Annotated in this window: 20 protein-coding genes; 10 read left to right on the plus strand and 10 right to left on the minus strand. The window is 48.9% G+C overall.

Annotated features, from left to right (window positions below; all coding sequences use genetic code 11):
- The first annotated feature begins 298 nt into the window (after positions 1 to 298).
- Positions 299 to 1438 carry a histone deacetylase family protein gene (locus tag H8792_RS11240; RefSeq protein WP_185979064.1) on the plus strand — a complete coding sequence of 380 codons (1140 nt, stop codon included), beginning with the start codon at positions 299 to 301 and terminating at the stop codon, positions 1436 to 1438.
- Here H8792_RS11240 and H8792_RS11245 read toward each other — a convergent pair.
- The 4 genes from H8792_RS11245 to H8792_RS11260 all read right to left on the minus strand — a co-directional run bounded on the left by H8792_RS11245 (position 1435) and on the right by H8792_RS11260 (position 6871).
- Positions 1435 to 2031, minus strand: a complete 597-nt coding sequence (locus H8792_RS11245) for a YigZ family protein (protein WP_185979065.1) — start codon at positions 2029 to 2031, stop codon at positions 1435 to 1437. The genes H8792_RS11240 and H8792_RS11245 overlap by 4 nt on opposite strands.
- On the minus strand, positions 2032 to 5085 hold the full coding sequence (locus tag H8792_RS11250) for an efflux RND transporter permease subunit (RefSeq protein ID WP_185979066.1): 3054 nt from the start codon (positions 5083 to 5085) through the stop codon (positions 2032 to 2034). It lies immediately after the preceding gene.
- Positions 5082 to 6143, minus strand: a complete 1062-nt coding sequence (locus H8792_RS11255) for an efflux RND transporter periplasmic adaptor subunit (RefSeq protein WP_185979067.1) — start codon at positions 6141 to 6143, stop codon at positions 5082 to 5084. Before H8792_RS11255 ends, H8792_RS11250 begins: the two co-directional genes overlap by 4 nt.
- 95 nt (positions 6144 to 6238) lie before the next feature.
- On the minus strand, positions 6239 to 6871 hold the full coding sequence (locus H8792_RS11260; RefSeq protein WP_185979068.1) for a YchE family NAAT transporter: 633 nt from the start codon (positions 6869 to 6871) through the stop codon (positions 6239 to 6241).
- A gap of 158 nt (positions 6872 to 7029) precedes the next feature.
- Between H8792_RS11260 and H8792_RS11265 the strand changes: the two genes are divergently transcribed.
- Positions 7030 to 7674, plus strand: a complete 645-nt coding sequence (locus H8792_RS11265; RefSeq protein WP_185979069.1) for a 2OG-Fe(II) oxygenase — start codon at positions 7030 to 7032, stop codon at positions 7672 to 7674.
- A 6-nt stretch (positions 7675 to 7680) separates the two neighbouring features.
- Here the strand turns inward: H8792_RS11265 and mnmE are convergent, their stop codons facing one another.
- The 5 genes from mnmE to rpmH all read right to left on the minus strand — a co-directional run bounded on the left by mnmE (position 7681) and on the right by rpmH (position 11788).
- Positions 7681 to 9042, minus strand: a complete 1362-nt coding sequence (gene mnmE, locus H8792_RS11270) for a tRNA uridine-5-carboxymethylaminomethyl(34) synthesis GTPase MnmE (RefSeq protein WP_185979070.1) — start codon at positions 9040 to 9042, stop codon at positions 7681 to 7683.
- A gap of 108 nt (positions 9043 to 9150) precedes the next feature.
- A complete protein-coding gene (locus H8792_RS11275; RefSeq protein ID WP_185979071.1) occupies positions 9151 to 9483 on the minus strand; it encodes a hypothetical protein in 333 nt (110 codons plus the stop codon).
- A gap of 12 nt (positions 9484 to 9495) precedes the next feature.
- Positions 9496 to 11157, minus strand: a complete 1662-nt coding sequence (gene yidC / locus H8792_RS11280) for a membrane protein insertase YidC (RefSeq protein WP_185979072.1) — start codon at positions 11155 to 11157, stop codon at positions 9496 to 9498.
- Between the two features lie 13 nt (positions 11158 to 11170).
- Positions 11171 to 11611 carry a ribonuclease P protein component gene (gene rnpA / locus H8792_RS11285; protein ID WP_185979073.1) on the minus strand — a complete coding sequence of 147 codons (441 nt, stop codon included), beginning with the start codon at positions 11609 to 11611 and terminating at the stop codon, positions 11171 to 11173.
- A 42-nt stretch (positions 11612 to 11653) separates the two neighbouring features.
- Positions 11654 to 11788, minus strand: a complete 135-nt coding sequence (gene rpmH / locus H8792_RS11290) for a 50S ribosomal protein L34 (RefSeq protein ID WP_024852172.1) — start codon at positions 11786 to 11788, stop codon at positions 11654 to 11656.
- 385 nt (positions 11789 to 12173) lie between these two features.
- Here rpmH and H8792_RS11295 point away from each other — a divergent pair, with 385 nt between their 5' ends.
- The 8 genes from H8792_RS11295 to H8792_RS11330 all read left to right on the plus strand — a co-directional run bounded on the left by H8792_RS11295 (position 12174) and on the right by H8792_RS11330 (position 21910).
- The gene (locus tag H8792_RS11295; RefSeq protein WP_185979074.1) at positions 12174 to 12983 is read left to right on the plus strand and encodes a sulfite exporter TauE/SafE family protein; all 810 of its coding nucleotides are present in this window, start codon (positions 12174 to 12176) and stop codon (positions 12981 to 12983) included.
- 265 nt (positions 12984 to 13248) lie between these two features.
- Entirely contained in the window at positions 13249 to 14628 is a 1380-nt protein-coding gene (dnaA, locus tag H8792_RS11300) for a chromosomal replication initiator protein DnaA (RefSeq protein ID WP_185979075.1), read from the plus strand.
- A gap of 20 nt (positions 14629 to 14648) precedes the next feature.
- The gene (gene dnaN / locus H8792_RS11305; RefSeq protein ID WP_185979076.1) at positions 14649 to 15758 is read left to right on the plus strand and encodes a DNA polymerase III subunit beta; all 1110 of its coding nucleotides are present in this window, start codon (positions 14649 to 14651) and stop codon (positions 15756 to 15758) included.
- Positions 15759 to 15785: 27 nt separating this feature from the next.
- Complete coding sequence (locus H8792_RS11310; RefSeq protein WP_185979077.1) at positions 15786 to 16679, plus strand: cation diffusion facilitator family transporter; 894 nt, start codon at positions 15786 to 15788, stop codon at positions 16677 to 16679.
- A gap of 8 nt (positions 16680 to 16687) precedes the next feature.
- On the plus strand, positions 16688 to 17785 hold the full coding sequence (gene recF / locus H8792_RS11315) for a DNA replication/repair protein RecF (protein WP_185979078.1): 1098 nt from the start codon (positions 16688 to 16690) through the stop codon (positions 17783 to 17785).
- A 62-nt stretch (positions 17786 to 17847) separates the two neighbouring features.
- The gene (locus tag H8792_RS11320) at positions 17848 to 18192 is read left to right on the plus strand and encodes a DUF4870 family protein (RefSeq protein ID WP_185979079.1); all 345 of its coding nucleotides are present in this window, start codon (positions 17848 to 17850) and stop codon (positions 18190 to 18192) included.
- Between the two features lie 156 nt (positions 18193 to 18348).
- Positions 18349 to 20781, plus strand: coding sequence for a DNA topoisomerase (ATP-hydrolyzing) subunit B (gene gyrB / locus H8792_RS11325; RefSeq protein ID WP_185979080.1), 2433 nt, complete (start codon positions 18349 to 18351; stop codon positions 20779 to 20781).
- A 187-nt stretch (positions 20782 to 20968) separates the two neighbouring features.
- Positions 20969 to 21910 (plus strand): phosphoribulokinase, encoded by a 942-nt coding sequence (locus tag H8792_RS11330; protein ID WP_185979081.1) that lies wholly within the window; start codon positions 20969 to 20971, stop codon positions 21908 to 21910.
- A 73-nt stretch (positions 21911 to 21983) separates the two neighbouring features.
- Here H8792_RS11330 and H8792_RS11335 read toward each other — a convergent pair.
- Positions 21984 to 22711 (minus strand): hypothetical protein (locus H8792_RS11335; protein WP_228767103.1); only part of this gene is annotated, 728 nt, incomplete at its 5' end.

The raw sequence follows: 22711 nt of genomic DNA on the forward strand, positions 1-22711 counted from the left end.
AGCTGCGTATTCTAGTGATTTACACAAACAACGCAACCCCTTTTTTAACCTTTTTTCGACTTTTTTAACCTTTTTTGACAATTAACCCTCTTATCCAACCTTACCCACCGGTTATCCACAGGGTTATCCACAAAACGCTGCAAAAAAGCCCTTAACTGCCCGCTCTTTCTATGAATACCAATCCGTGTATAGGAAAGCTTTATATGACTTTAGACCGTTTCTTATATATAAAAGAGCAAGAAGATATAGTCCCGAAAAGAATTGATGCTTGTAAAAAAGAGAATAAATGGAGTTTAGTATGGATCGGAGTCGGCGCAGTTTCTTAATTAAAAGCTTATTGCTTTCTCTCGGTGCCACTAGCCAGGAAGCTTTCGCTGCAAGCAAAAACAACCAGGCAAGAAAAGTCGGGGTTGTTCTTGATCCTCTGTTTTTTAAACATGACCTGCTAAAACATCCGGAAAGTGCTGCGCGGCTGGTTGCAATCGACGAAGAGCTCAGCCGGCGGAAACTCTGGTCTTATTTAACGCCAATCAAATCCCGCTTGGTGGCAGATGACGAATTACTCAGCGTGCATAAAGCCGGTTACGTATTTGAAATCGATACGCTTAGCGAAAGCGGCGGCGGTTATTATGACGAATACAGCCAGGATACTTACCTAAATCGTTATAGTGCTCAAGCGGCACGAATGGCGGCAGGCGGCAATATTGAATTGAATCTGGCGGTCTATGACCGCAAAGTGGATTACGGCTTCGGCTTGTTCCGCCCCCCAGGTCATCATGCCAAAGCCGACAAGGCGATGGGATTCTGCCTGTTCAACAGCGACGTTATCGCCGCTAAGGCACTACAGAAACAGCGTGGCGTTGAACGTATCGCTATTATCGATTTCGATGTTCACCATGGTAACGGCACGCAGGATTTGACCATTAATGACCCGTCAATCATGGCTATTTCAATTCACCAGCACCCTTATTGGCCGATGACCGGCTTTGCCGAGCATCAAGGAGAAGGTAAAGCTGCCGGAATGAATGTAAACTGCCCATTCCATAAAGGTGCCGGGGATCAGACCTATCTGCAGGTGTTCGACTCGGTTATCGCGCCAAAACTGGAGCAGTTCCAACCGCAGCATATTATTGTCTTTGCCGGTTACGACGGTCACTGGCAGGATCCGCTGGCTGGACACCAATTATCGGTACAGGGTTACAACCGGTTGGTGAAACGTTGCGTGGAGACTGCCGAGACTTTATGCGGTGGGCGCATCAGTTTTTCTTTAGGCGGCGGTTATCATCGTCCAGCCTTGGCGCAATGTGTTGCCGGAAGTTTCCATACCCTCCTCGGACTGGAGGGACCTTTTGCGGATCCGATCGGCAGCTCCACGGAAAAAGAACTCGACTATACCGATCAAATTGAAAATTTAAGGGAACTGCATCTTAAAGCCTAATTGGCTTTATAAATGCAACCCAAGGCCTCCATCTGTTTTTGGAAGCCTTGAGTTGCCGCTTGGGGCAAACTCAACTGCATTTTCACCGACTGCGCGTAATCGACGGCAACAATCTGCCCCTCCGCCTGGCCGCAAAAATGCCTGACTTGCTGCTCTTGGGAAAAATCGCATTCAATCAGCAGATCATTCATCGGCACCTGCTGCTGGGTCGGCAAAACTTCCATCACGGCTTGCGCCGCTTGGCCGTAAGCGCGGGTCAAACCGCCCGCTCCGAGCTTAATACCGCCGAAATAGCGGACAACGATAATCATAATGTCGCCAACACCCTTATGCTGCAGGACATTTAAAATCGGCTTGCCGGCCGTTCCTGAAGGTTCGCCGTCATCTCCCATACCGGCATTCGATGCACAGTGCGGATTACCGATCAAATAAGCCCAACAGTGGTGACGCGCATCCGGATACTGTTGTTTGATCTCTTCCAGCCATTGCATGCCTTGCTCGCGACTATCAATACCGCGAGCATAGGCGATAAAACGACTTTTCTTGATTTCGATTTCTGCTACCGCCTCTTCGGCGGGAACCGGATAGGACATCTAAGCGACCTTCACTCTAAACCACAGGGCGTAGAGAGCCGGAAGGAATAACAGAGTCAGTAATGTTCCGATTCCGATCCCGCCGATCAGCACATAAGCCATCGGCCCCCAGAAAGTCGAAGTTGTCAAAGGCACGAACGCCAGCATGGCCGCCAGAGCGGTCAAGATGACCGGACGCGCGCGCCGGATGGTGGCGTCAATCAAGGCCTCCCCAAGCTGCATTCCTTGTTTCAGGTTGTCGTCGATCTGCCCGGTCAAAATCAGAGTGTTACGCATTAAGATACCAGCCAAACCGATCAGGCCTAGATTGGCCACAAAGCCGAACGGCTGCTGGAAAACGATCAGAGCGGTCACAGCTCCGATCAGCCCGAGCGGCGCAGTGACTATGACCATAAATAACGTACTGAAAGATTTCACCAGCAGCATAAGCAATAGGGTCATCACCAGCAGCATCAGCGGCATCATTGCCTGAATCGAGTTTTCCGCAATCGACGACTCTTCAACCGAACCACCGACATCGATACGGTAACCATAGGGCAAACCATCTAGCAACGGCTGCATCTGGTCGAGAATCTTCTGCGTCGCCACCGGTGGCTGCATGCCCGGAATGACTTCACTATTTACCGACAGATATAGTTCGCGATTACGTCGCTCCAATAAGGTATCTTCATAGCGAATGTCCAAGGTGGCCAGTTGCGATAACGGCAAGGTTTCGCCACCAGGCGTGCGAATCAACAGACTCGATAGCTGACCGACATCCAGACGACGGTCCTGATCGCCGCGCAACACGACCTGAACGGTGCGAATCTTATCTTTCATCTGTGCAACGGTCGCACCTTGCAGCCATTGCTGTAACTGGCTGGAAAGTTGTTGCGGCGTCATGCCCAGCTGCGCCAGACGGGTACGATCCATATTCAGATGCACGGTCGGAGTTCGTACTCCCCATTGCAGATGCGGATCGATGGTAAAGCTTTGCTTGGCCATCAACACTCGCAAATCATTGGCAATGCTTCGCAGTACTTGCGGATCCGGCCCGACCACACGGAAAGTTACCGGCCAGGGCACCGGTGGCCCGAATAGTAAAGGATGCACGCGAACCCGCGCTTCCGGGAACAGACCGGCATCGATCTTGGCCTGCAACTTGGCTTGCAGCTGGTCACGCGACTCTTTACCGTGAGTTACTACGATGATTTTAGCGAATGCCGAATTCGGCAGTTCCGGGTTCAAAGCCAGGAAGAAACGCGGCGCCCCCTGACCGACGTAAGACGATAGAGATTTGACTTCGTCATATTGGTTGATCAGGGCTTCAACCCGATGGGTTAATTTATCGGTAACCTGGATTGAGGTGCCTTCCGGCAGGGAAATATCCACCATTAATTCCGGGCGATCCGAACTCGGGAAAAACTGCTTGGCGACCACATTCTTCATACCCATGGCGGAAAGAATGAAAATACCGACGGTAATCAGCACCACAATCACCTTATGCCTTACACAAAAAACCACCGCCTTACGCAACGCCCGATAAGCCCGTGTCTGATACATTTCACCGGACTCGTGGTGCTTGACCTTATCCGACAGGAACTTCACACCAAGATACGGCGTGAAGTAAACCGCGACGATCCACGAAGCGATCAAGGTGATACCCAGAACCCAGAAAATCCCGCCGGCATAATCACCGACACGCGATTGCGCAAGACCGATCGGCAGGAAGCCGACTACCGTCACCAGAGTCCCGACCAGCATCGGTGCCGCGGTAACTGTCCACGAATAGGCCGCCGCTTTGGCTTTATCCATCCCTTCGGCCATTTTCACCAGCATCATTTCAATGGAAATAATCGCATCATCGACCAATAACCCGAGGGAAATAATCAAAGCGCCAAGTGTAATCCGGTCAAAGTTCAGCCCCTGCAAAAACATAAACAGAAAGGTCATCGCCAGGGTCAAAGGCACCGCCAGAGAGACAATCAAACCTGCACGAACGCCGAGGGCGATCAGGCTGACCACCAATACCACCAGCAAAGCAGTAACGAATTTAAGCTGAAAAGTACTGACGGCTCCGTGGATTGCATCCGCCTGGTTCGTCACCTTATCGAGCTTAACGCCGAGTGGAAGTTCGTTGCGATATTCCAACTCGAACTCATCCAGACGTTTTTCCAGTTTCAAGCCGTCCACTCCGGCCGCCATCACCGCTCCGAGCAAAACCGCCGGTTCGCCTCTATCACGAATCAGATACGAAGGTGGCGACTGAAAACCGCGCTCCACCTTAGCGACATCCGCCAGAGGAATCGTTTCACCGTTAACGATCAATGGCAGGGCGGCAATCTCTTCGGTAGACAGCATGCGGGCATCATGGCTACGGATATAGAGCCTTGGCCCCTCGGTTTCGATAAAACCGGCTGCCGTCATGTTTAATTGCGCTTGCAATGCTTGAGCAACGGTATCGAAACTCAAGCCCATTTTCGACACCGCATCCATCTTCAAATCGACAAAAATTTGCGGCGCCTGTTCGCCGATCAGATTGACCTTTTTCACTCCTTGAACCCGTCTCAGGGCAATCTGCATTTTATCCGCCTCGCGCACCAGTTTTTCTTGCGGCCAGCCGGGAGCGGTCAAACTATAAAGTGTAAAGTAGACATCTTCAAAATCGTCATTAAAAAACGGCCCGCGTACGCCGTCCGGCAGATTATTGGCTTCATCACCGAGACGTTTACGTACCTGATAATAAAGATCCTGCGCCATGCCGGAAGGGGTATCCTGAGCAAAAGAGACCAGCAAATCGGTGCGTCCTGGACGGGATTTGGTTTCCACGCGATCAAAGTGGGCAATCTCTTCCAAGCGTTTTTCTAGAGGATCGGCCACCTGATCCTGCATCTCTTTGGCGGTTGCTCCCGGCCAAGTCGCCGAAACCACCATGGTATTCAGATCGAAACTCGGATCTTCGGCGCGGCCCATATGCAAGAAGGCATAAATACCGGCAATCGCCACAATCAAAATAAAATACAGCGTTAAAGAACGCTCTTTTACCGCATAGGCTGAAACATTAAAGCGATTCATTCGGCACTTTCCTTCACAGCCTCACCTTCATTCAGCTGATGTACGCCCAAAGAAACGATCCGCTCTACCGCGGCAAGATCGCCTTCCACCCAAGCCCATCTTTGCGACATGCGCTTCACTGTTACCGGAACACGATAAACCTTGCCGTCCTTAAGCTGCCACAATGAAGCGTAATCACCCTGTTCGTAAATCGCGCTGCTCGGCACTTTTACCGCTGCCGCATCGTCGATAAAGGTCACTCTTGCGGTTTTGCCGAGAGACATGGAAGCAGCCGATGCCTGATCATTCAACGTATAGTTTGCGGTCCAGGTACGACTTTGAGCATCGGCTTGGTTGGAAAGTGTTCTTAGCTGCGCGCTAAACACTTCATCGGAATCCAGAAATTGAACTTTTGCCAGTTTCGGCAGATGTTCAATTCGCTCTTCAGGAACCTGAACCTGAATCTCACGGTCACCGTTTTGCGCCAGGCTTAGTACCGGTTGTCCGGCACTGACTACTTCGCCCGCTTCGGCAAGAATGGCAACCGCTTTACCGTCTTTGGACGCATACAAGCGGCTGTAGGCCAGTTGGTTTTCCGTCTCCTGTAAAAGAATTTTTTGCGCGTTCAACTGCTCGCGGAAAACATTCAGCTGATTTTTGGCCTGGTCGACAACCTGCTGCGAAGCGAGATTGCGTTTCAGTAGCGAACTGACGCGTTTCAGTTCGGCATCAGCATTGGTTACTTGAGATTGCAGGGCTTTCAGATTGGCACGATTGCGTTCAACGGCTAAGCGATAATCCTCGTCATCCAGATTAAAGAGCAATTCACCGGCTTTAACCTCCGCATTCTCCTGCACTTGGCGTTCGGCGATTTTACCGGCAACGCGGAAAGACAGATCGGTCTGATAACGAGCTTGCAGTGTACCCATCAGCGACCACTGAGGTACCACATCGGTACTTAGAGTAACGGTTTTTACCACCGGAGTTTTCGGTTCGAATTCGACACTCTGTTCGGACTGACAAGCGGCCAAAGATAAGGCTGCTAAAGTGACACCGACAATTCGTTTAAGGCTTAACATCTGCTCTCCTTCTCCAATGCACGCTTTGTTTTGTCGCTAAGCTGCATAGTATAAAACATTGCCGGTGCGAATACCGACCGTCCTGAAAACTCCTGCTATGCCAGACTTGGAAAGAGTCCTTTCAGTCCATTGGCGATAAATTCAATCGCAATCGCCGCCAGCAACAGACCCATAATCCGCGTGACAATATTGATCCCCACCTGACTGATATGCTGCGAGATCCACGGCGTCATTCTCAAGGTCATCCACAGGAACAGGGTTAAAATCAGAATATCCAAACCGAGAAAACCGTAATGCATCACGGTGCTTTGACGGTGTGCTTCAATAATCACCGCACTGATTGCCCCTGGCCCGGCCAGTAACGGCATGGCCAAAGGCACAACACCGATCGAATCATTCTGATCCGGATCGTAAGTCTCTTCCTTGGTACGAATCGGCCGTTCACCTTTGGTATGCATCATTGAAATTGCCATCAGCAAGATCAGAATACCGCCGCCGACACGGAAGGAGTTGATGGAAATACCGAAGAAATCGAGAATCGCTTCGCCGAAGAACAAAGAAATCAGCAAAATACTTGCCACGGCTATGACGGTAATATGCACAATCTTGCGCCTTTCGACAGAATTCAAATCACCGGTCATCGCCAAAAAAATCGGAATCGCCCCGATCGGATTGACTACCGCGATCAGCCCGATTAAAAATTTGGTGTACTCCGTATAATCAATCACTTTGCCTCCTTGCAGATTACGAACTTTGTCCGCTTGTGAACGCCTTAAAACCAATTATGCCAAATCCACTCCGAAAAAACCGCCTGCAAGGCAAAAATTTAGATTGCCAAAACAAGTACTTGAGCGCATAATCCGCGCACCCGATTTGGAGGCAAAATATGGCATTGGATATCAGTGAAAGTCGCTTGGACGAATTGTTGGATGCGCTGGTTGAACAAGGTTGGTACGAATGGCCGGACGCCATCGATCACGACCTGTGCCAAACCTTGCTCGCCGAAGTCAGCGATTACGAAGAAGAAGGCGAACTGCAACGAGCCGGTATCGGCCGCGGTGACGATCACCAGCTCAATCAGACGGTACGCCGCGATAAAATTCGCTGGCTGGACGGTTCCACCGAAGCGCAGATTCTCTATCTGCAACAGATGGCCGAATTGCAATACCAGCTGAACCGCGCTCTGTTTCTGGGATTGTTCGAGTACGAATGCCATTTTGCCTTGTATAACCAAGGCGACTTTTACAAGAAACACCTCGACAGTTTCCGCGGCCGTGCCAACCGAATGATCACCACAGTACTCTACCTTAACCCTGACTGGCAACCGCAATGGGGCGGCGAACTGGTTCTTTATGCCGAAGACACCGACCGGAAAATCGCTCTTATAGCTCCGGAAATGGGTAAACTGGCAATCTTTATGAGCGAACAGATACCGCATGAAGTGCTGGTTACCCAGCAGCCACGAGTCAGTATCGCGGGATGGTTCCGCTGTAACAACAGTATTGCCGGACTAATCGACCCGGCGATTTAGGCGGTGTTATTTACCGATACAGAAAGAGGTGAAGATGCGCCCCAAAAGATCGTCGGAGGTGAAACGCCCGGTGATTTCCGACAAGGCATCCTGTGCCATTCGCAGATCTTCGGCGAGCAGTTCACCGGCTGCAAAGAGTTCCAACTGCTGCTGACCGGTTTGCACTGCGCTTAGCGCCTGATTCAAAGCGTCCAAATGGCGTTTGCGCGCCATAAACACCCCCTCTTCCGACTGGGCATAACCCATTACCTCTTTGAGGTGCGAGGTCAACAACTCCAAACCGATACGGTGCTTGGCCGATAGCCAGATTACGGTTCTGCCGCTGGCTTCTTCGACTTCCACCTGCGGCGCATGTTCGATCAGGTCGATCTTATTGCGCACCAAAGTGACCGGGATATGAGTCGGTAAACGATCCAGAATCAACTGATCTTCGGCGTGAATCGCTTCCCCGGCCTGCAACATCACTAATACTCGATCGGCATTATCCAAGGCTTGCCAGGCGCGTTCGATACCGATCTGCTCAACTTGATCGGTCGCTTCGCGCACACCGGCGGTATCGAGAATATGCAATGGCATACCATCGATATGAATCTCTTCCCTGACGATATCACGGGTCGTTCCGGCAATATCGGTCACAATCGCACTCTCCCGCCCCGACAAAGCATTCAACAAACTGGATTTACCGGCATTCGGCCGCCCGAGAATCACCACCGACATCCCTTCACGCAATAAGGCTCCCTGCTTGGCAGACGCCAATACTTGATGCAAACGTTGCAGAATATGTTGCAGCTGTCCGGCGACCTTGCCGTCGGAAAGAAAATCGATCTCCTCTTCCGGAAAATCGATCGCCGCCTCGACATACAGACGCAGCTGAATCAGCTCCTCGACCAAGGTATTTACTTCGCGTGAAAAATCGCCCTGTAAGGATTTCAAAGCCGATTTAGCCGCCTGGGCGGAATTGGCTTCGATCAGATCGGCAATCGCCTCGGCCTGAGCCAGATCAAGCTTGTCGTTCATAAACCCCTGTTTGGAAAATTCGCCCGGTTCGGCGAGACGCGCGCCCAAGGCAACCACCCTCTCCAGCAGCCACTGCAGCACAACCGGTCCGCCGTGTGCTTGCAGTTCAAGCACGTCTTCGCCGGTAAAAGAATGCGGATTAGGGAAAAACAGTGCGATTCCCTGATCGAGAATCCGATGATCTTCGCCGTAAAAAGGCCCATAGTGAGCGTATCGCGGTTTCGGCAAGAGACCAAGCATCTCCTCGGCAATCGCCTGCACTTTATTGCCGGAGACACGGACAATGCCGACACCACCGCGGCCGGGAGCGGTTGCGATAGCGGCGATGGTGTCGATATTATCAAATTGCATAAGCGGTTCCCTGATCTAAATGGAATCTGTGAATTGTAAACAAAAAGCCCAGAAAGCAAAACGCCCACTGCAATGTGGGCGCTCGCATCAAAAAGTTCTGAACGAAAATTAATCCAGCAAAATCTGATATTCCTTGGTGGCAATATCGCTGATGAACTCTTTGCTTTGATACAGTTCCACCGCTTTATCCAGTTTCTTCTTGGAAGTGAATGTCTGCTCTTCAGCTTCTCCGTTGACTTGAAAAGACAAGACATACAGCGTACGAGTATTCACTTCCGCTTGAGCAGTCGGCGCTGCCGCAGGCTGGGCCGCACCTTCTTCCAGAGGAATATAACCGCTGGCGGTTTTATAACAAATCGGCTGGGTTCCATCGGCAACCAAGTACTCAACCTTTCCGAACATCGGATGATCCGAACCTAATTTCTGATAGCTCAATTGCATGCTTTGTTTCCTTTATTTTGACTCTTCACCGGCTTCGATCTTCTTAGTGATATACCACTGTTGCGCGACCGACAGGATGTTGTTGACCACCCAGTAAAGTACCAGACCGGCCGGGAACCACAAGAAGAAGAACGTAAAGATAAACGGCAACAACTTCATGACTTTCTGCTGCATCTCGTCCATCATCGCCGATGGGTTCAATTTCTGTTGAATGAACATGGTGATCCCCATGACAACCGGCAGAATGTAATACGGATCCTGTGCCGATAAATCCTGAATCCACAACATGAACGGTGCCTGACGCATCTCTACCGAATACAGCAGTACCCAGTAAAGTGCGATGAATACCGGCATCTGAATAAAAATCGGCAAACATCCACCCAAGGGGTTGATCTTCTCTTCTTTATACAGCTTCATCAACTTCTGCTGGAAAATCGCTTTGTCGTCGCCGTAGTTCTCTTTCAACTGCTGCAATTTAGGCTGGAACTTCTTCAAGCGCGCCATAGAGCGGTACGAAGTTTCCGACAGCTTATAGAACACCAATTTGATCAGAATCGTCAGTAGAATGATCGCCACACCCCAGTTGCCGACCAGAGAGTGGATATGGTTCAACAACCAGAACAAAGGCTCGGCCAGGAAAGTCAGAATTCCGTAATCGATAGTCAGTTCCAGACCTGGCGCAATATCCGCCAACACATTCTGTTTTTCAGGCCCGATATACAGTTGCGAAGTCAAGTCGGCACTTTGTCCGCCCGGCACTGTCACCATCGGTTCAATCACACCAACCGCATAACGATCATCGCCAAGCGGTTTGGCATAATAGCTGTTTTGCGCCTGCTGGTTCGGAATGATTGCACTCAGGAAGTACTGCTGAATCATTGCCGCCCAGCCGCCGGTAACATTACGTCCACTGACCGCTTGGGATTTCAAATCGTCAAACGAGTGCTTAACGTACTTCTCTTCGGCGTGACCGTCATAGAGTACCGGCCCGGTATAGGTGTACATCATGGCGCGCTCTTCAGGGTTGTAGCTGTTACGTACCAGTTGAGAATACAAGCTTCCGGACCAGTCTTCAGCGGCGCTGTTTTCGACCTTATAATCGACATCGATCAGGTAGCGGCCTTTGGTGAAACGGTAGGTTTTAGTCACCTTAATTCCGTCTTTCTCCCAGGTCATCGGCACTTCCAAAGTGTCTCCAGTCATGCGGTATTCGCTCTGGGTAACCTGATACACACTCTTATGCGTCGGAGCAGGCAGTGCCGACTTGGATTGAGTAGCCAGACCGTTTTGTGCGATATAAACCATCTCACCCTGATCAGCCATCAACTGAAACGGCTGCTCATGATTGTGAGTCGCGCCGTATTGCAACAGTTTGGCTTCACGAATGTCACCGCCGACGGTATCGATGGTCAAATCCAGTGTATCGGTAACAACATGAATACGTTGGCCGCTTTCAACACCAGCCTTCAAAACCGGCACCGCAGCATTATCGACGCCACCGCTGTGTGCCTGCGGAACATCACTGCCGCCTGTCGCCTGTGCAACCGGAACTTCCTGTGCACTGGAAGTCTGGATATTTGTTTCTACCTGTTTGGCATTAAACTGCATCCACGATAACCAAATCCAAGTTAGCGTAAAGGCTAAAGCTAACCACCAAAACGATCTCATATTCATGTCTGAAAACCCTTTATAAACGCTCTTTTCTACCAGGGGCGCTCTTTAATCGACTGTTACGAATTTTGCGAACTAAGTGTAAAAAACTTTTTTGCAATGCAAAAGAATCAATCTCTTGCATTCCCTTTCGACTCAAAACGACAATATCATACCCACATAACTCTTTTTTATGTAAGCGAAATGCTTCCCGAGCGATTCTTTTTATACGATTTCGCCATACGGCGCGAGGTAATTGTTTTTTTGCGATCGCCAAACCCAATCGAGGATAGTCTAAATGATTGGCTCTAACAATAAGTGTCCAATGACGATTAGCGAATTTTTCCGCATCGGCAAAAACCTGAGCGTAATCTTTCGGCGTTAATAATCGCGATGATTTTGGAAAGCGAAAGTCGGAAGACTTGGGAGGAGAAAGGGGGGAATCTGGGTGAGTTACCAATTCGGAATTAGAATGCATTATAACTCACCAGACTTATACTGGGTGCCAAGCACACTCAGATTACACAGTTAAGCGCTTGCGTCCTTTGGCACGACGAGCCGCTAAAACTTTACGACCGTTTTTAGTCGCCATACGAGCACGGAAACCGTGAGTACGTGCACGCTTGATAACACTTGGTTGAAATGTACGTTTCATGTCAAAGTCCTTAAAAATTTATTCCAACGTCGGAAAACCGGGGATTATATAGATTTTTCAACAAGAAAACAAATATTTATTTGCAAATTCTTTACTCGCCGTGAGATTTCAATTTTACCAAGAATGTTGCAAAACTTTAAGTTAGCGGCTTTGTTTTAATTCTTTACCGCGAAGCGCAGGCGACATTATGGAACCAAGTTCCTTTTTCTCTCTATCAAATAAAAACTTACAATACACTGAACAGAAACCGAAAAAGGCAGAAATCCACCTCCGGCTGTGTTAAAACAGCATTAAAGCTATCCACCTCACCGCCAGACCTCATCGAGTTCGAAATCGGCGAACCCTTAAACAGATCCTTAAATACGACAACATAGGCGATTAACTTGTGGAAACCTCATTTGTTTACGAAATTATTATCTACTTAATTACCGGTGCCGTCGCGGGATTTGCCGCAGGTTTGCTCGGGATCGGCGGCGGTCTGCTCATTGTTCCGGTACTGACCACTGTTTTTGCGATCTACCTTCCAGGCAGTGAAATCGTTCACCTTGCAATCGGAACTTCACTCGCCACCATTCTGATCACCTCCCTGTCCTCGGTCAAAGCACATCACGGTCACGGAGCGGTACGCTGGGATATCGTCAAGATGCTCGCCGGAGGGGTGTTTATCGGCGCTTTCTTCGGCGGCTGGAGTTCGCAATTTGTTCCGTCGAACTATCTGGGAATTATCTTCGGAATTCTCGAGTTATTGATTGCGTTAAATATGTTGTTGGCATTTAAACCGCAAGCACATCGGCAACTGCCGGGAATCGCCGGTAATAGCGTTGCCGGAGCGCTTATCGGACAAATTTCGTCTCTGGTCGGTGTTGGCGGCGGCACCCTGACCACTCCTTATCTGGTGTGGAACAATGTTTCCATGCATCAGGCCATAGCGACCTCAACCGCAGTCAGTCTGCCGGTTGCTTTGGCCGGTACCTTCGGTTTCCTGATCGGCGGAATGAATGCAACCTCACTGCCGGCTTATGCCACTGGTTATATTTATTGGCCGGCTTTTCTGGGGATCATAGTTGCCAGCGTTGTGACCGCTCCCCTTGGCGCAAAACTGGCTCACCAGCTTCCAGTCAAACTTCTAAAACGCTATTTCGGCATTCTCTTGATCCTTTTAGCGGCAAAAATGTTATTTTTTTCCCACACCTGATTGAAACCGTAAAAACTTATTATAAAACATATGGTTAACCAAACCAAAAACCAACTTATCCACATGTTTTACCCACATACTTATCCACAGAAATTTAGCTTGTTTTAAAGTTATTCACAGGTATACTTACTGCATGCTGAACAAAGGGGGCAGACCAACTTCGTCATTTTGGTCGGCTCCCTTTAAATTTTATTCCTTTTTGCTAATTAATTTCACCGGCCGTGTCCTGCTATAAAATGGATACGTGACCTTGAGGGCTACTGTTTTGTCATCACTTTGGGCTCAAAGTCTTAAACACTTGGAAAACGATCTAAATGATCAGCAGTTCCATACCTGGATCAGGCCTTTACAGGCAATTGAAGAAGATTCTGTTATCCGTCTTCTGGCCCCTTCAACCTTTATCCTGGATTGGGTAAACAAGAAGTTGATGGACAATATCCGTCAAGCGGTGGCAACCGCTTCTCCAGTCAACCCTCCTGAAGTCAAACTTGAGATTGGCGACTATACGGTCGAATCGGCTAACGAAACCGAAAGAACCGTCCCTCAACCGTTACAGTCGAAGAATAAAAGCGAAACACCGACTACCAGCAAAACCAGTGACAAAACGTCCGGTAAATCGGCAATCAAGCACAATCTGAATACCAGTTTTACCTTCGAAACTTTCGTTGAAGGTAAGGCCAACCAGCTGGCGGCCGCAGCGGCTCGTCAGGTTGCGGAAAATCCCGGCGGCAGTTATAACCCCTTCTTTATCTACGGCGGTGTCGGTCTGGGTAAAACCCACTTAATGCACGCTATCGGTAACCAATTGATGAAAGACAAGCCGGGTGCACGCGTGGTTTATCTGCACTCCGAACGCTTCGTTGCCGATATGGTCAATGCACTGCGTCATAATAAAATTGATGACTTCAAACGTTTCTACCGCTCTTTGGATGCCTTACTGATCGATGATATTCAATTCTTCGCCAATAAAGAGCAATCGCAGGAAGAGTTTTTCCACACTTTTAACACTCTACTGGAAGGCAACAAACAGGTTATTTTGACCAGTGACCGCTTCCCGAAAGAAGTAGATGGTTTGGAAGACCGATTGAAATCCCGTTTCGGCTGGGGACTGACCATTGCCGTTGAACCGCCGGAATTTGAGATGCGAGTAGCCATCCTGCTGAAGAAGGCTTCCGAATACGGCGTAGTTCTGCCGGATGAAGTCGCCTTCTTTATCGCCAAGCGTTTGCGCGGTAATGTCCGTGATCTGGAAGGGGCCTTAAAACGCGTCGGTGCCTATGCTCAGTTCACCCAGCAGACCTTGACCGTCGATCTGGTCAAGGAAGCCTTAAAAGACCTGCTCGCACTGCAGCAAAAAATGGTAACCTTGGAGAACATTCAGAAAACCGTTGCCGATTACTACAAAATTCGCGTCGCCGACATTTTGTCAAAGCGTCGTTCGCGTAACGTTGCACGTCCGCGACAAATGGCAATGGCGATTGCAAAAGAGTTAACCAACCACAGCCTTCCGGAAATCGGCGATGCTTTCGGCGGGCGTGATCATACCACCGTATTACATGCGGTACGCAAGGTGAAGGAATTACGTGAAACCGACCATCATCTTGACGAAGACTTTAACAGTTTGATTCGAATTATCACCAATTAGAGAGTACGAAGGTTTTTGGCATGAAAATCACTTTAGCACGTGAAAATCTATTAAGAGTTTTACAAACGGTTGGCGGCGTTGTGGAGAAACGTCAAACCATGCCGATCTTGAGCAATCTGCTCTTTCAGGTTTCGCAGACTACTTTGACCATCACCGCTTCGGACTTGGAAATAGAAACTCGTGCACAAACCGAGCTGGAATCGAGTGAAGTCGATCAGTTCGCCACGACTCTCCCGGCCTTGAAACTATTGAATATCGTGCGCTCCCTTCCCGATGGTCTGACCATCGTCATGGACTTCGAAGGCAGCCGCTGTACACTTTCTGCCGGGCGTTCACGCTTTAAACTGTCAACTCTGCCTGCCGAAGACTTCCCGACCATCGACCTGACGCAATCGGATCTCTCCTTTGCTTTGTCACAACACCAGTTGAAGCAATTAATTCAACACTCAAGCTTCGCCATGGCCAGCCAGGATGTGCGTTTCTACCTGAACGGTATGCTGTTCGATATCAGCAGTCACTCATTGCGCGTTGTCGCAACCGACGGTCACCGCCTGTCAACCTGCGCAACCGACCTCGCAATCGAAGGCTTGAAACCGACCCAGGCAATTCTGCCGCGTAAAGGGGTTTTGGAATTGTCCAAATTGATCGGCGATGATGACAATCTTATTGAATTCGCTTTGGCGAAAAACTACCTGACGGTGCAGTTCGAAGAAACGGTCTTTACCTGTAAACTGGTCGATGGACGCTTCCCGGATTACCGCCGGGTTATTCCGCAGCATAACGACCAGGTAATCCAAACCGATCGCGAAATGCTGCGCAGCCTTCTGCAACGCGCTTCGATTTTATCGAATGATAAATTCAAAGGCATCCGCCTGGTTCTGAGCTATAACCTTCTGGCGGTCGACGCATCAAACAGCGAGCAGGACGAATCTCACGAAGATATGGCGATCGAATATCAGGGCGCTGAAATGGAGATCGGTTTCAACGTTAACTATCTGCTGGATATTCTCAACTCCATGAGTGAAGACTGCGTTACTTTGCAGCTGAAAGACTCCAACAGCAGCTGTCTGGTATCCGCCAGAAACGAAAGCTGTCAGTGCCAGCACGTTGTCATGCCGATGCGATTATAGTTTGCCACGCGGGGTAGCCACTCCTAAATGAACAAACGTCTATTAGTCAGAGCGGCAACCTACGCATCCGTAGGGATTGCCGTTTTTTTACTTATCCTGAAATTAACTGCTTGGTTAAGAACCGACTCTGTCAGTATCCTCGCCTCTCTTTTGGATTCGGCACTGGACACCGCCGCTTCGGTGATGATCGCCGTGGCAGTACATATTGCGCAAACCCCTCCCGATAAGGAGCACCGCTTCGGCCACGGCAAAGCCGAACCCCTGGCGGCTCTGGCGCAAAGCGTATTCATTTCTGGATCCGCCGCTTATCTCATCATCTATTCGATCGACCGGATCATCGAGCCGCAGGTCTTAAGCCATACCGATGTTGCCATCTGGTATATGATCACCTCCTTGATTCTGACTCTGTGCCTAATCGCCTTCCAGCAGTATGTGATCAAAAAGACCGAGTCGACAGCGATTGAAGCCGATTCGATGCACTACATCAGCGATGTTATGGCCAACCTGCTGATTATCCTCAGCCTGCTGTTCAGTCAATGGACTTTGCTAGACCCTGTTCTGGCACTGTTGATCGGTTTATGGATTCTGCGCAGTGCGATTAAAATCGGCAACAAAGCTGCCAACCAGCTTCTGGATCACGAACTGCCGGAAGAGATGCGACAGGCCATTCAGAACACGATTATGCAGACGCCGAGAGTTCGAGGCTTTAACGACTTGAGAACCTATCAATCCGGTCCGAACCGTTTCGTACAACTCGATCTAGAACTGGATGACGATCTGAGCCTGATGGAAGCACATGCCATCGCCGAAAATGTCACCGAAGCCCTGCGTGCCAAATTCGATCACATCGACGTGATCATTCATCAAGAACCGGTTAGTCTGAAACACGACCCGCAACACCATACCTGGGGCAAAGAGTAACCCTTTCCATGACCCAGATTTCACGGCTGTCATTGCAGAATTTTCGCAATTGTCGTCAGGTCGACCTCGACCTGGGAGCACAGTTGAATTTGATTGTCGGTGACAATGCCGCCGGCAAAACATCTTTGATCGAGGCCGTGTGGCTGCTGGCGACCGGCCGATCCTTCCGCACGCAAAAAGTTCAGCATTTAATCGAACACGAGCAGGCTCAGTGTACCGTTTTCGCCAAACTGATTTCCGGCGGCGATCATCCGGTTGAACACCGTCTCGGTCTAACCAAACAGCTGCATAATACCCAGCTGCGCCTTAACGGCGAAAGTGTCTCTTCACAATCAGAAATCGCGCAACGCCTGCCGGTGCAACTACTGACTCCGGAAAGCCATAAACTACTCGAAGAGGGCCCTAAAGCAAGACGCCGTTTTATGGATTGGGGCTGCTTCTACCAATTCCCTGAATTTCATCCATTATGGCGCCACTATAAACGCGGCTTGGCGCAACGGAATCACGCTCTAAAACAGAAATTGCCACAGTCTCAGGTTCAGCTATGGGACGATATGCTGGTAAGCCAGGCATTACAGATCGATCACTATCGTCAAGATTATCTGCAGCAACTGACCCCATACCTAAATACCTTTTGCGACGCTTTAATGCCGGAGCTTAAACAGAGTGTTGCCTGCCAGTATCGCGCCGGCTGGCCGAAAAATACCGACAATCTTCTGACCCTGTTTAGGCAGAATTTTTCCAAAGACAGACAGGTCGGTCACACTCAATACGGTGCTCACCGTGCCGATATCCGCTTTAAACTCGATCAACAAGAGGCGATACACGGCCTCTCCCGCGGACAGCAAAAATTATTTGTTTGCGCGCTGTTGCTGGCGCAGGCTTGTCTGCATGAAAAAATCAGCCGCGAGCCGGTGATTATGCTGATTGACGACTTACCCGCGGAACTGGACGAAAAACACCGCCTCAAACTGTTAGAACTGCTGGACATGCTCAATATTCAACACCTCATTACCACTACTTCAAAGGATCTGATTCCAATATTAAAACCGGATCAGGCACGTATCTGGCAGGTCACATCCGGTCAGATTCATAAGCAGGATTGAAAAGAAGCCTCCTTTTGCGGTTATAATCAAAACCGGATTAACAATTGCAGGATCAATTACTTATGGATAAGCCTTCTTCTTCATCCAATACTCTGGCAACCCTGGCTTACGCTTCTTATCTACTGAGCACTTTTCTTCCCTTTGTCTGGTTCGCCGGACTAATCATCGCTTACTACAACCGAAGTTCAGCAGAAGGCATACTGGTCAGCCACTACCAGTTCATTATCCGCACTTTCTGGATTAGCCTGCTCTTCCTGATGATCGGCGCACTACTGTCCTATGTAATGATTGGCTTCCTCATTATCGCTTTGACAATTATCTGGATGGTAGTGCGTTGCGTAAAAGGCCTTCTGGCCTTAAACAAAAACCAACCGATCGAGAATCCGACCAGCTGGTTATTCGGCTAAAACTAAGCCGCGAATATCATTCAAAATTGCTGGCCTCTTTCAGTAAAAACAGAGCCGACTTGTTCACGTTCCGATGGCGCTGTTTTCGGCCCCGAAATGTGGTAAAATTATGCGGATATTTTTGTATTCGAATAATTATAAAAAAGCGCTGATACCATGACTGAAGAAACACAATACGACTCCTCCTCGATTAAGGTATTAAAAGGGCTTGATGCCGTTCGAAAACGTCCCGGAATGTACATCGGCGACACCGACGACGGCTCAGGTCTTCACCATATGGTTTTCGAGGTCGTCGATAACGGTATCGACGAAGCTTTGGCCGGTCATTGTGATAAAGTCGTCGTCACCATTCATACCGACGGATCGGTATCGGTCAGCGATAACGGACGAGGAATTCCTGTCGGTATTCACCCTGAAGAAGGAGTTTCTGCTGCCGAAGTTATTATGACCGTCCTGCATGCCGGTGGTAAGTTCGACGACAACTCCTATAAAGTTTCCGGTGGTCTGCACGGAGTTGGTGTTTCGGTCGTTAATGCCCTCTCCTCGGAACTTCACCTGACCATCAAGCGCGAAGGTCATGTCTGGAAGCAGTCCTATACCCACGGCGTACCGGATGCACCGCTTGAAATCGTCGGCGATACAGATGAAACCGGAACGGAAATCCGCTTCCTACCGAGCAAAGAGACCTTCACCAATAATACCGAATTCAGTTTCGACTACCTATTGAAGCGCTTGAGAGAGCTATCTTTCCTGAACTCCGGCGTACATATCGAATTAATCGACAAGCGTGACGATCGTCACGAAGTGTTTGAATTCGACGGTGGAATCCGCGCTTTTGTTGACTACATCAACACCAATAAAACCCCTATTCATGAAAAAGCTTTCTATTTCACTACGGTAAAAGACGACATTACGGTGGAAGTGGCCATGCAGTGGTCGGAAGCCTATAAAGAATCAATTTTCTGCTTCACCAACAATATTCCACAGCGTGACGGCGGAACCCACTTATCCGGTTTTAGAGCGGCTTTGACCCGTACTTTGAACAGCTATGCCGAAGCCGAAGGCCTGACCAAAAAATATAAAATCAACGTCTCCGGTGACGACGCCCGTGAAGGTTTGGCAGCTGTTATTTCGGTCAAGGTTCCGGATCCGAAGTTTTCTTCACAAACCAAAGACAAACTGGTTTCTTCGGAAGTAAAAAGTGCGGTAGAAACTGCCATGAACGAAAAGTTCGCCGAATTCCTGTTAGAAAATCCGAAAGACGCCCAATCGGTTTTCGCCAAAATCGTTGATGCGGCCCGCGCCCGTGAAGCAGCGCGTAAAGCGCGCGAAATGACCCGCCGTAAAGGTGCTTTGGATATTGCCGGGTTACCGGGTAAACTGGCCGACTGTCAAGAAAAAGACCCTGCATTTTCCGAACTGTATCTGGTGGAGGGGGATTCCGCCGGCGGCTCCGCCAAACAGGGGCGTGACCGTCGTACTCAAGCGATTCTGCCCCTGAAAGGTAAAATTCTGAACGTCGAGAAGGCACGTTTTGACAAAATGCTTGCATCTGCCGAAGTCGGCACCTTAATCACCGCCCTGGGCTGTGGTATCGGCGTCGAAGATTACAATATCGAAAAATTGCGTTATCACCGCATTATCATCATGACCGATGCCGATGTCGACGGTTCGCACATCCGTACCCTACTGCTGACCTTCTTCTACCGTCAATATCCGGAACTGGTTGAAAAAGGCTATATCTATATTGCGCAACCTCCTCTCTATAAAGTCAAAAAAGGTAAGCAGGAAACCTATCTTAAAGATGATCTGGAGCTGGAAAACTACCTGCTGCAAAGTGCCATCGATAATGCCGAACTGTTTACCGAAAAAAACGCGCCGGCAATTAGCGGCGTAGGCTTGGAAACCTTGTCGAAAAGCTATTTCAAAACCGATCACGTGATCCTGCGCCTGAGCCGCCGTTTTAATCCGGTCTTCCTGACAATGCTGGTTGACCAGCCACAAATCACTTTAGAGAGCCTAAATAATTTCGATACTTTGGATCAGTGGGTTAAAACCCTGCTGCCACAATTGAAAGCGAATGGCGAATTGAATAAGGTCGACTATCAGCTGCAAGTGGAACCGGCCAGCGATATCAGTGGTGAAAGCAAATTCCAGCTCCGCTTGACTCAACGCGAACACGGTACTTTGAGCTCACAGGTTTTCGATGCGGATTTCTTTATGTCTAAGGATTACGCACAGATTGCCACCCTAGGTCAGCAACTGCAAGGGCTGATCGGTGGTGATGCTTATATTAAACGCGGAGAAAAGCAGCAATCGATCAGCAATTTTAAAGAAGCGGTCGACTGGTTGTTTAACGAAGCTAAACGCGGACAAAACATTCAACGATACAAAGGTCTGGGTGAGATGAATCCGGAACAGTTATGGGAAACCACCATGAACCCTGAAGCGAGACGTTTGATGCAAGTCACCATTCGTGACGCCATGATTGCCGATCAAGTCTTTACCACCCTGATGGGGGATGAAGTGGAACCGAGACGCCAATTTATCGAATCCAATGCATTGCAGGTGGAAAACCTGGACATCTAATTGTCTTAATCATTGGCAAATATGATGTTTTTGTGACGTTTATGCCGGATAAGTTGTTCAAAATGCAATTATTTTTGAAAATATGACCCATTTAGTTTCTAATATCCCGCATTGGTCTAAAGCTATATAAAAGTAAAAACTGATTCATTACCGGTCGGTAATGATTTTTAATCTAGGAGACAGCTCTATGTCAGTAGAACATCCAATTGTAACCGTAACCGGTTCATCTGGAGCAGGTACGTCTTTCGTTAAACGTGCCGTGGAAAAAATCTTTGCTCGTGAAAACCTGAATGTCGCCATTGTTGAAGGTGATAGCTACCACAAATACAACCGCGTTGAAATGAAAGAAAAAGTCGCGGAATCTAAAGCCAATGGTGGTCCGGTTCTAACTCACTTCTCGGAACACGCAAACCTTTTCAACGAATTGGAAGCTCTATTCAAAGAATACAAAGAGAGTGCGACCGGTAAACGTCGTTACTACATTCACAGCGACGAAGAAGCTGCGGAGCATAACGCCCGTCTAGGTACCAACTTCTCATCAGGTGAATTCACTCCTTGGGAAGCGATTCCTGAAGGTACCGATGTTCTATTCTACGAAGGTCTTCACGGAATGGTTAAGCGTAAAGACCACGGTCCTGAAGAAGGCATGCACGACGTTTCCCAGTATGTTGACCTAGGTATCGGTGTTGCACCATCAATCAATATCGAGTGGATGCAGAAAATCTACCGTGACACTTCAGAACGCCCATACTCGGTACAACAGGTACGTGACGTAATCCTAGAGCGTATGCCGGACTACATCGAAACCATCGTTCCTCAGTTCCACCGTACACACATCAACTTCCACCGTGTACCACTGATCGATACGTCTGATCCGTTCTCAACCATGTCTCCGGATGCACCTATGGGTCCAGCTCCTGAAGATTCATTGATCATCTGCCACGTTCGTCACCAAGACATCAATCTGGAAGAGATCAAAGAACAGATCCCGGGTGCTTTCCTGCAGAACGCGGAAACTTTGGTATGTAACGGTTCTCACATGGTTCAAGCTATGGACCTGATGATGACTCCAATCATCCAGAACCTGATTGCTAAAAAGCGCGCAGCTTTGGCAGCACAGCAAGCTTAATCTTTTAAAGATTAAGCCAATAAAAAACCCCGCTAAGCGGGGTTTTTTATTGCATGGAATTTGTATTATGCCTCTAGAATCGATAGGTCACTCCAGCCTGAATGATCGGAATGAAATCATACTGTGATAAATCAGCTTCTACCTTGGCCTGCTCATCTTTAATCGCATCCTGTGCATCCTGACTGTCATTAATATTAGTCCCGTTAATTTCACCACTTCCGGATAAAACAACGGTCGGTGAATTCAATAGCACTGCACCGATTTCAAACATCAGCCCCCAGCCTCTTTCAGGCCCATAGGCCCAGCCCATACTGAACATAGTTCCTTCTTTTCGCCAATCCACTAGACCGACAGCATTTAAATCCTCGGTTGCAGTCGCATTCACGCTAATCAAATCAATCCCTAGCAGAGAATAAGTAGCCAGATTTTGCGAATATCCGGCTTCTTTTGAAGAGTTACCACTCACTTTGAAGTTGTGACGAACATAGGCGACCGAAAAGAACAAACCATTTGCAAACGGATGGTAGTCCAAACCCAAACGGTTGATCCGGCCACTCGATTCAAGGAAATAATCAAACTCTTCTTCGGTGTTTTTCTGCTTTAAAGGCATCCCGGTAGAAAAAGAACCTCGGAAACTTAGATAACGATCAAAAGAGTAAACCACCTCGACAGTCGGACCCGCAAAGGTTCCATACCCGGCACCAACGGCAAAAGGTGTACCTCTCTCACCTGCTTCTGCCTGCAAAGTGAATAGAGAAATGAAAAGTATCAATAAAATTTTCTTCATCTGCGCCTGTAGAC

It is taken from the genome of Thiomicrorhabdus heinhorstiae (assembly GCF_013391765.2).
Taxonomy (GTDB): Bacteria; Pseudomonadota; Gammaproteobacteria; order Thiomicrospirales; family Thiomicrospiraceae; genus Thiomicrorhabdus; species Thiomicrorhabdus heinhorstiae.

What these genes read in the sequence shown, in the direction of transcription:
- H8792_RS11240 (WP_185979064.1), top strand. Translation starts at nt 299, where the DNA reads ATGGATCGGAGTCGGCGCAGTTTCTTAATTAAAAGCTTATTGCTTTCT.
- H8792_RS11245 (WP_185979065.1), bottom strand. Translation starts at nt 2,031, where the DNA reads ATGTCCTATCCGGTTCCCGCCGAAGAGGCGGTAGCAGAAATCGAAATC.
- H8792_RS11250 (WP_185979066.1), bottom strand. Translation starts at nt 5,085, where the DNA reads ATGAATCGCTTTAATGTTTCAGCCTATGCGGTAAAAGAGCGTTCTTTA.
- H8792_RS11255 (WP_185979067.1), bottom strand. Translation starts at nt 6,143, where the DNA reads ATGTTAAGCCTTAAACGAATTGTCGGTGTCACTTTAGCAGCCTTATCT.
- H8792_RS11265 (WP_185979069.1), top strand. Translation starts at nt 7,030, where the DNA reads ATGGCATTGGATATCAGTGAAAGTCGCTTGGACGAATTGTTGGATGCG.
- mnmE (WP_185979070.1), bottom strand. Translation starts at nt 9,042, where the DNA reads ATGCAATTTGATAATATCGACACCATCGCCGCTATCGCAACCGCTCCC.
- H8792_RS11275 (WP_185979071.1), bottom strand. Translation starts at nt 9,483, where the DNA reads ATGCAATTGAGCTATCAGAAATTAGGTTCGGATCATCCGATGTTCGGA.
- yidC (WP_185979072.1), bottom strand. Translation starts at nt 11,157, where the DNA reads ATGAATATGAGATCGTTTTGGTGGTTAGCTTTAGCCTTTACGCTAACT.
- rnpA (WP_185979073.1), bottom strand. Translation starts at nt 11,611, where the DNA reads ATGCATTCTAATTCCGAATTGGTAACTCACCCAGATTCCCCCCTTTCT.
- rpmH (WP_024852172.1), bottom strand. Translation starts at nt 11,788, where the DNA reads ATGAAACGTACATTTCAACCAAGTGTTATCAAGCGTGCACGTACTCAC.
- dnaN (WP_185979076.1), top strand. Translation starts at nt 14,649, where the DNA reads ATGAAAATCACTTTAGCACGTGAAAATCTATTAAGAGTTTTACAAACG.
- H8792_RS11310 (WP_185979077.1), top strand. Translation starts at nt 15,786, where the DNA reads ATGAACAAACGTCTATTAGTCAGAGCGGCAACCTACGCATCCGTAGGG.
- recF (WP_185979078.1), top strand. Translation starts at nt 16,688, where the DNA reads ATGACCCAGATTTCACGGCTGTCATTGCAGAATTTTCGCAATTGTCGT.
- H8792_RS11320 (WP_185979079.1), top strand. Translation starts at nt 17,848, where the DNA reads ATGGATAAGCCTTCTTCTTCATCCAATACTCTGGCAACCCTGGCTTAC.
- gyrB (WP_185979080.1), top strand. Translation starts at nt 18,349, where the DNA reads ATGACTGAAGAAACACAATACGACTCCTCCTCGATTAAGGTATTAAAA.
- H8792_RS11330 (WP_185979081.1), top strand. Translation starts at nt 20,969, where the DNA reads ATGTCAGTAGAACATCCAATTGTAACCGTAACCGGTTCATCTGGAGCA.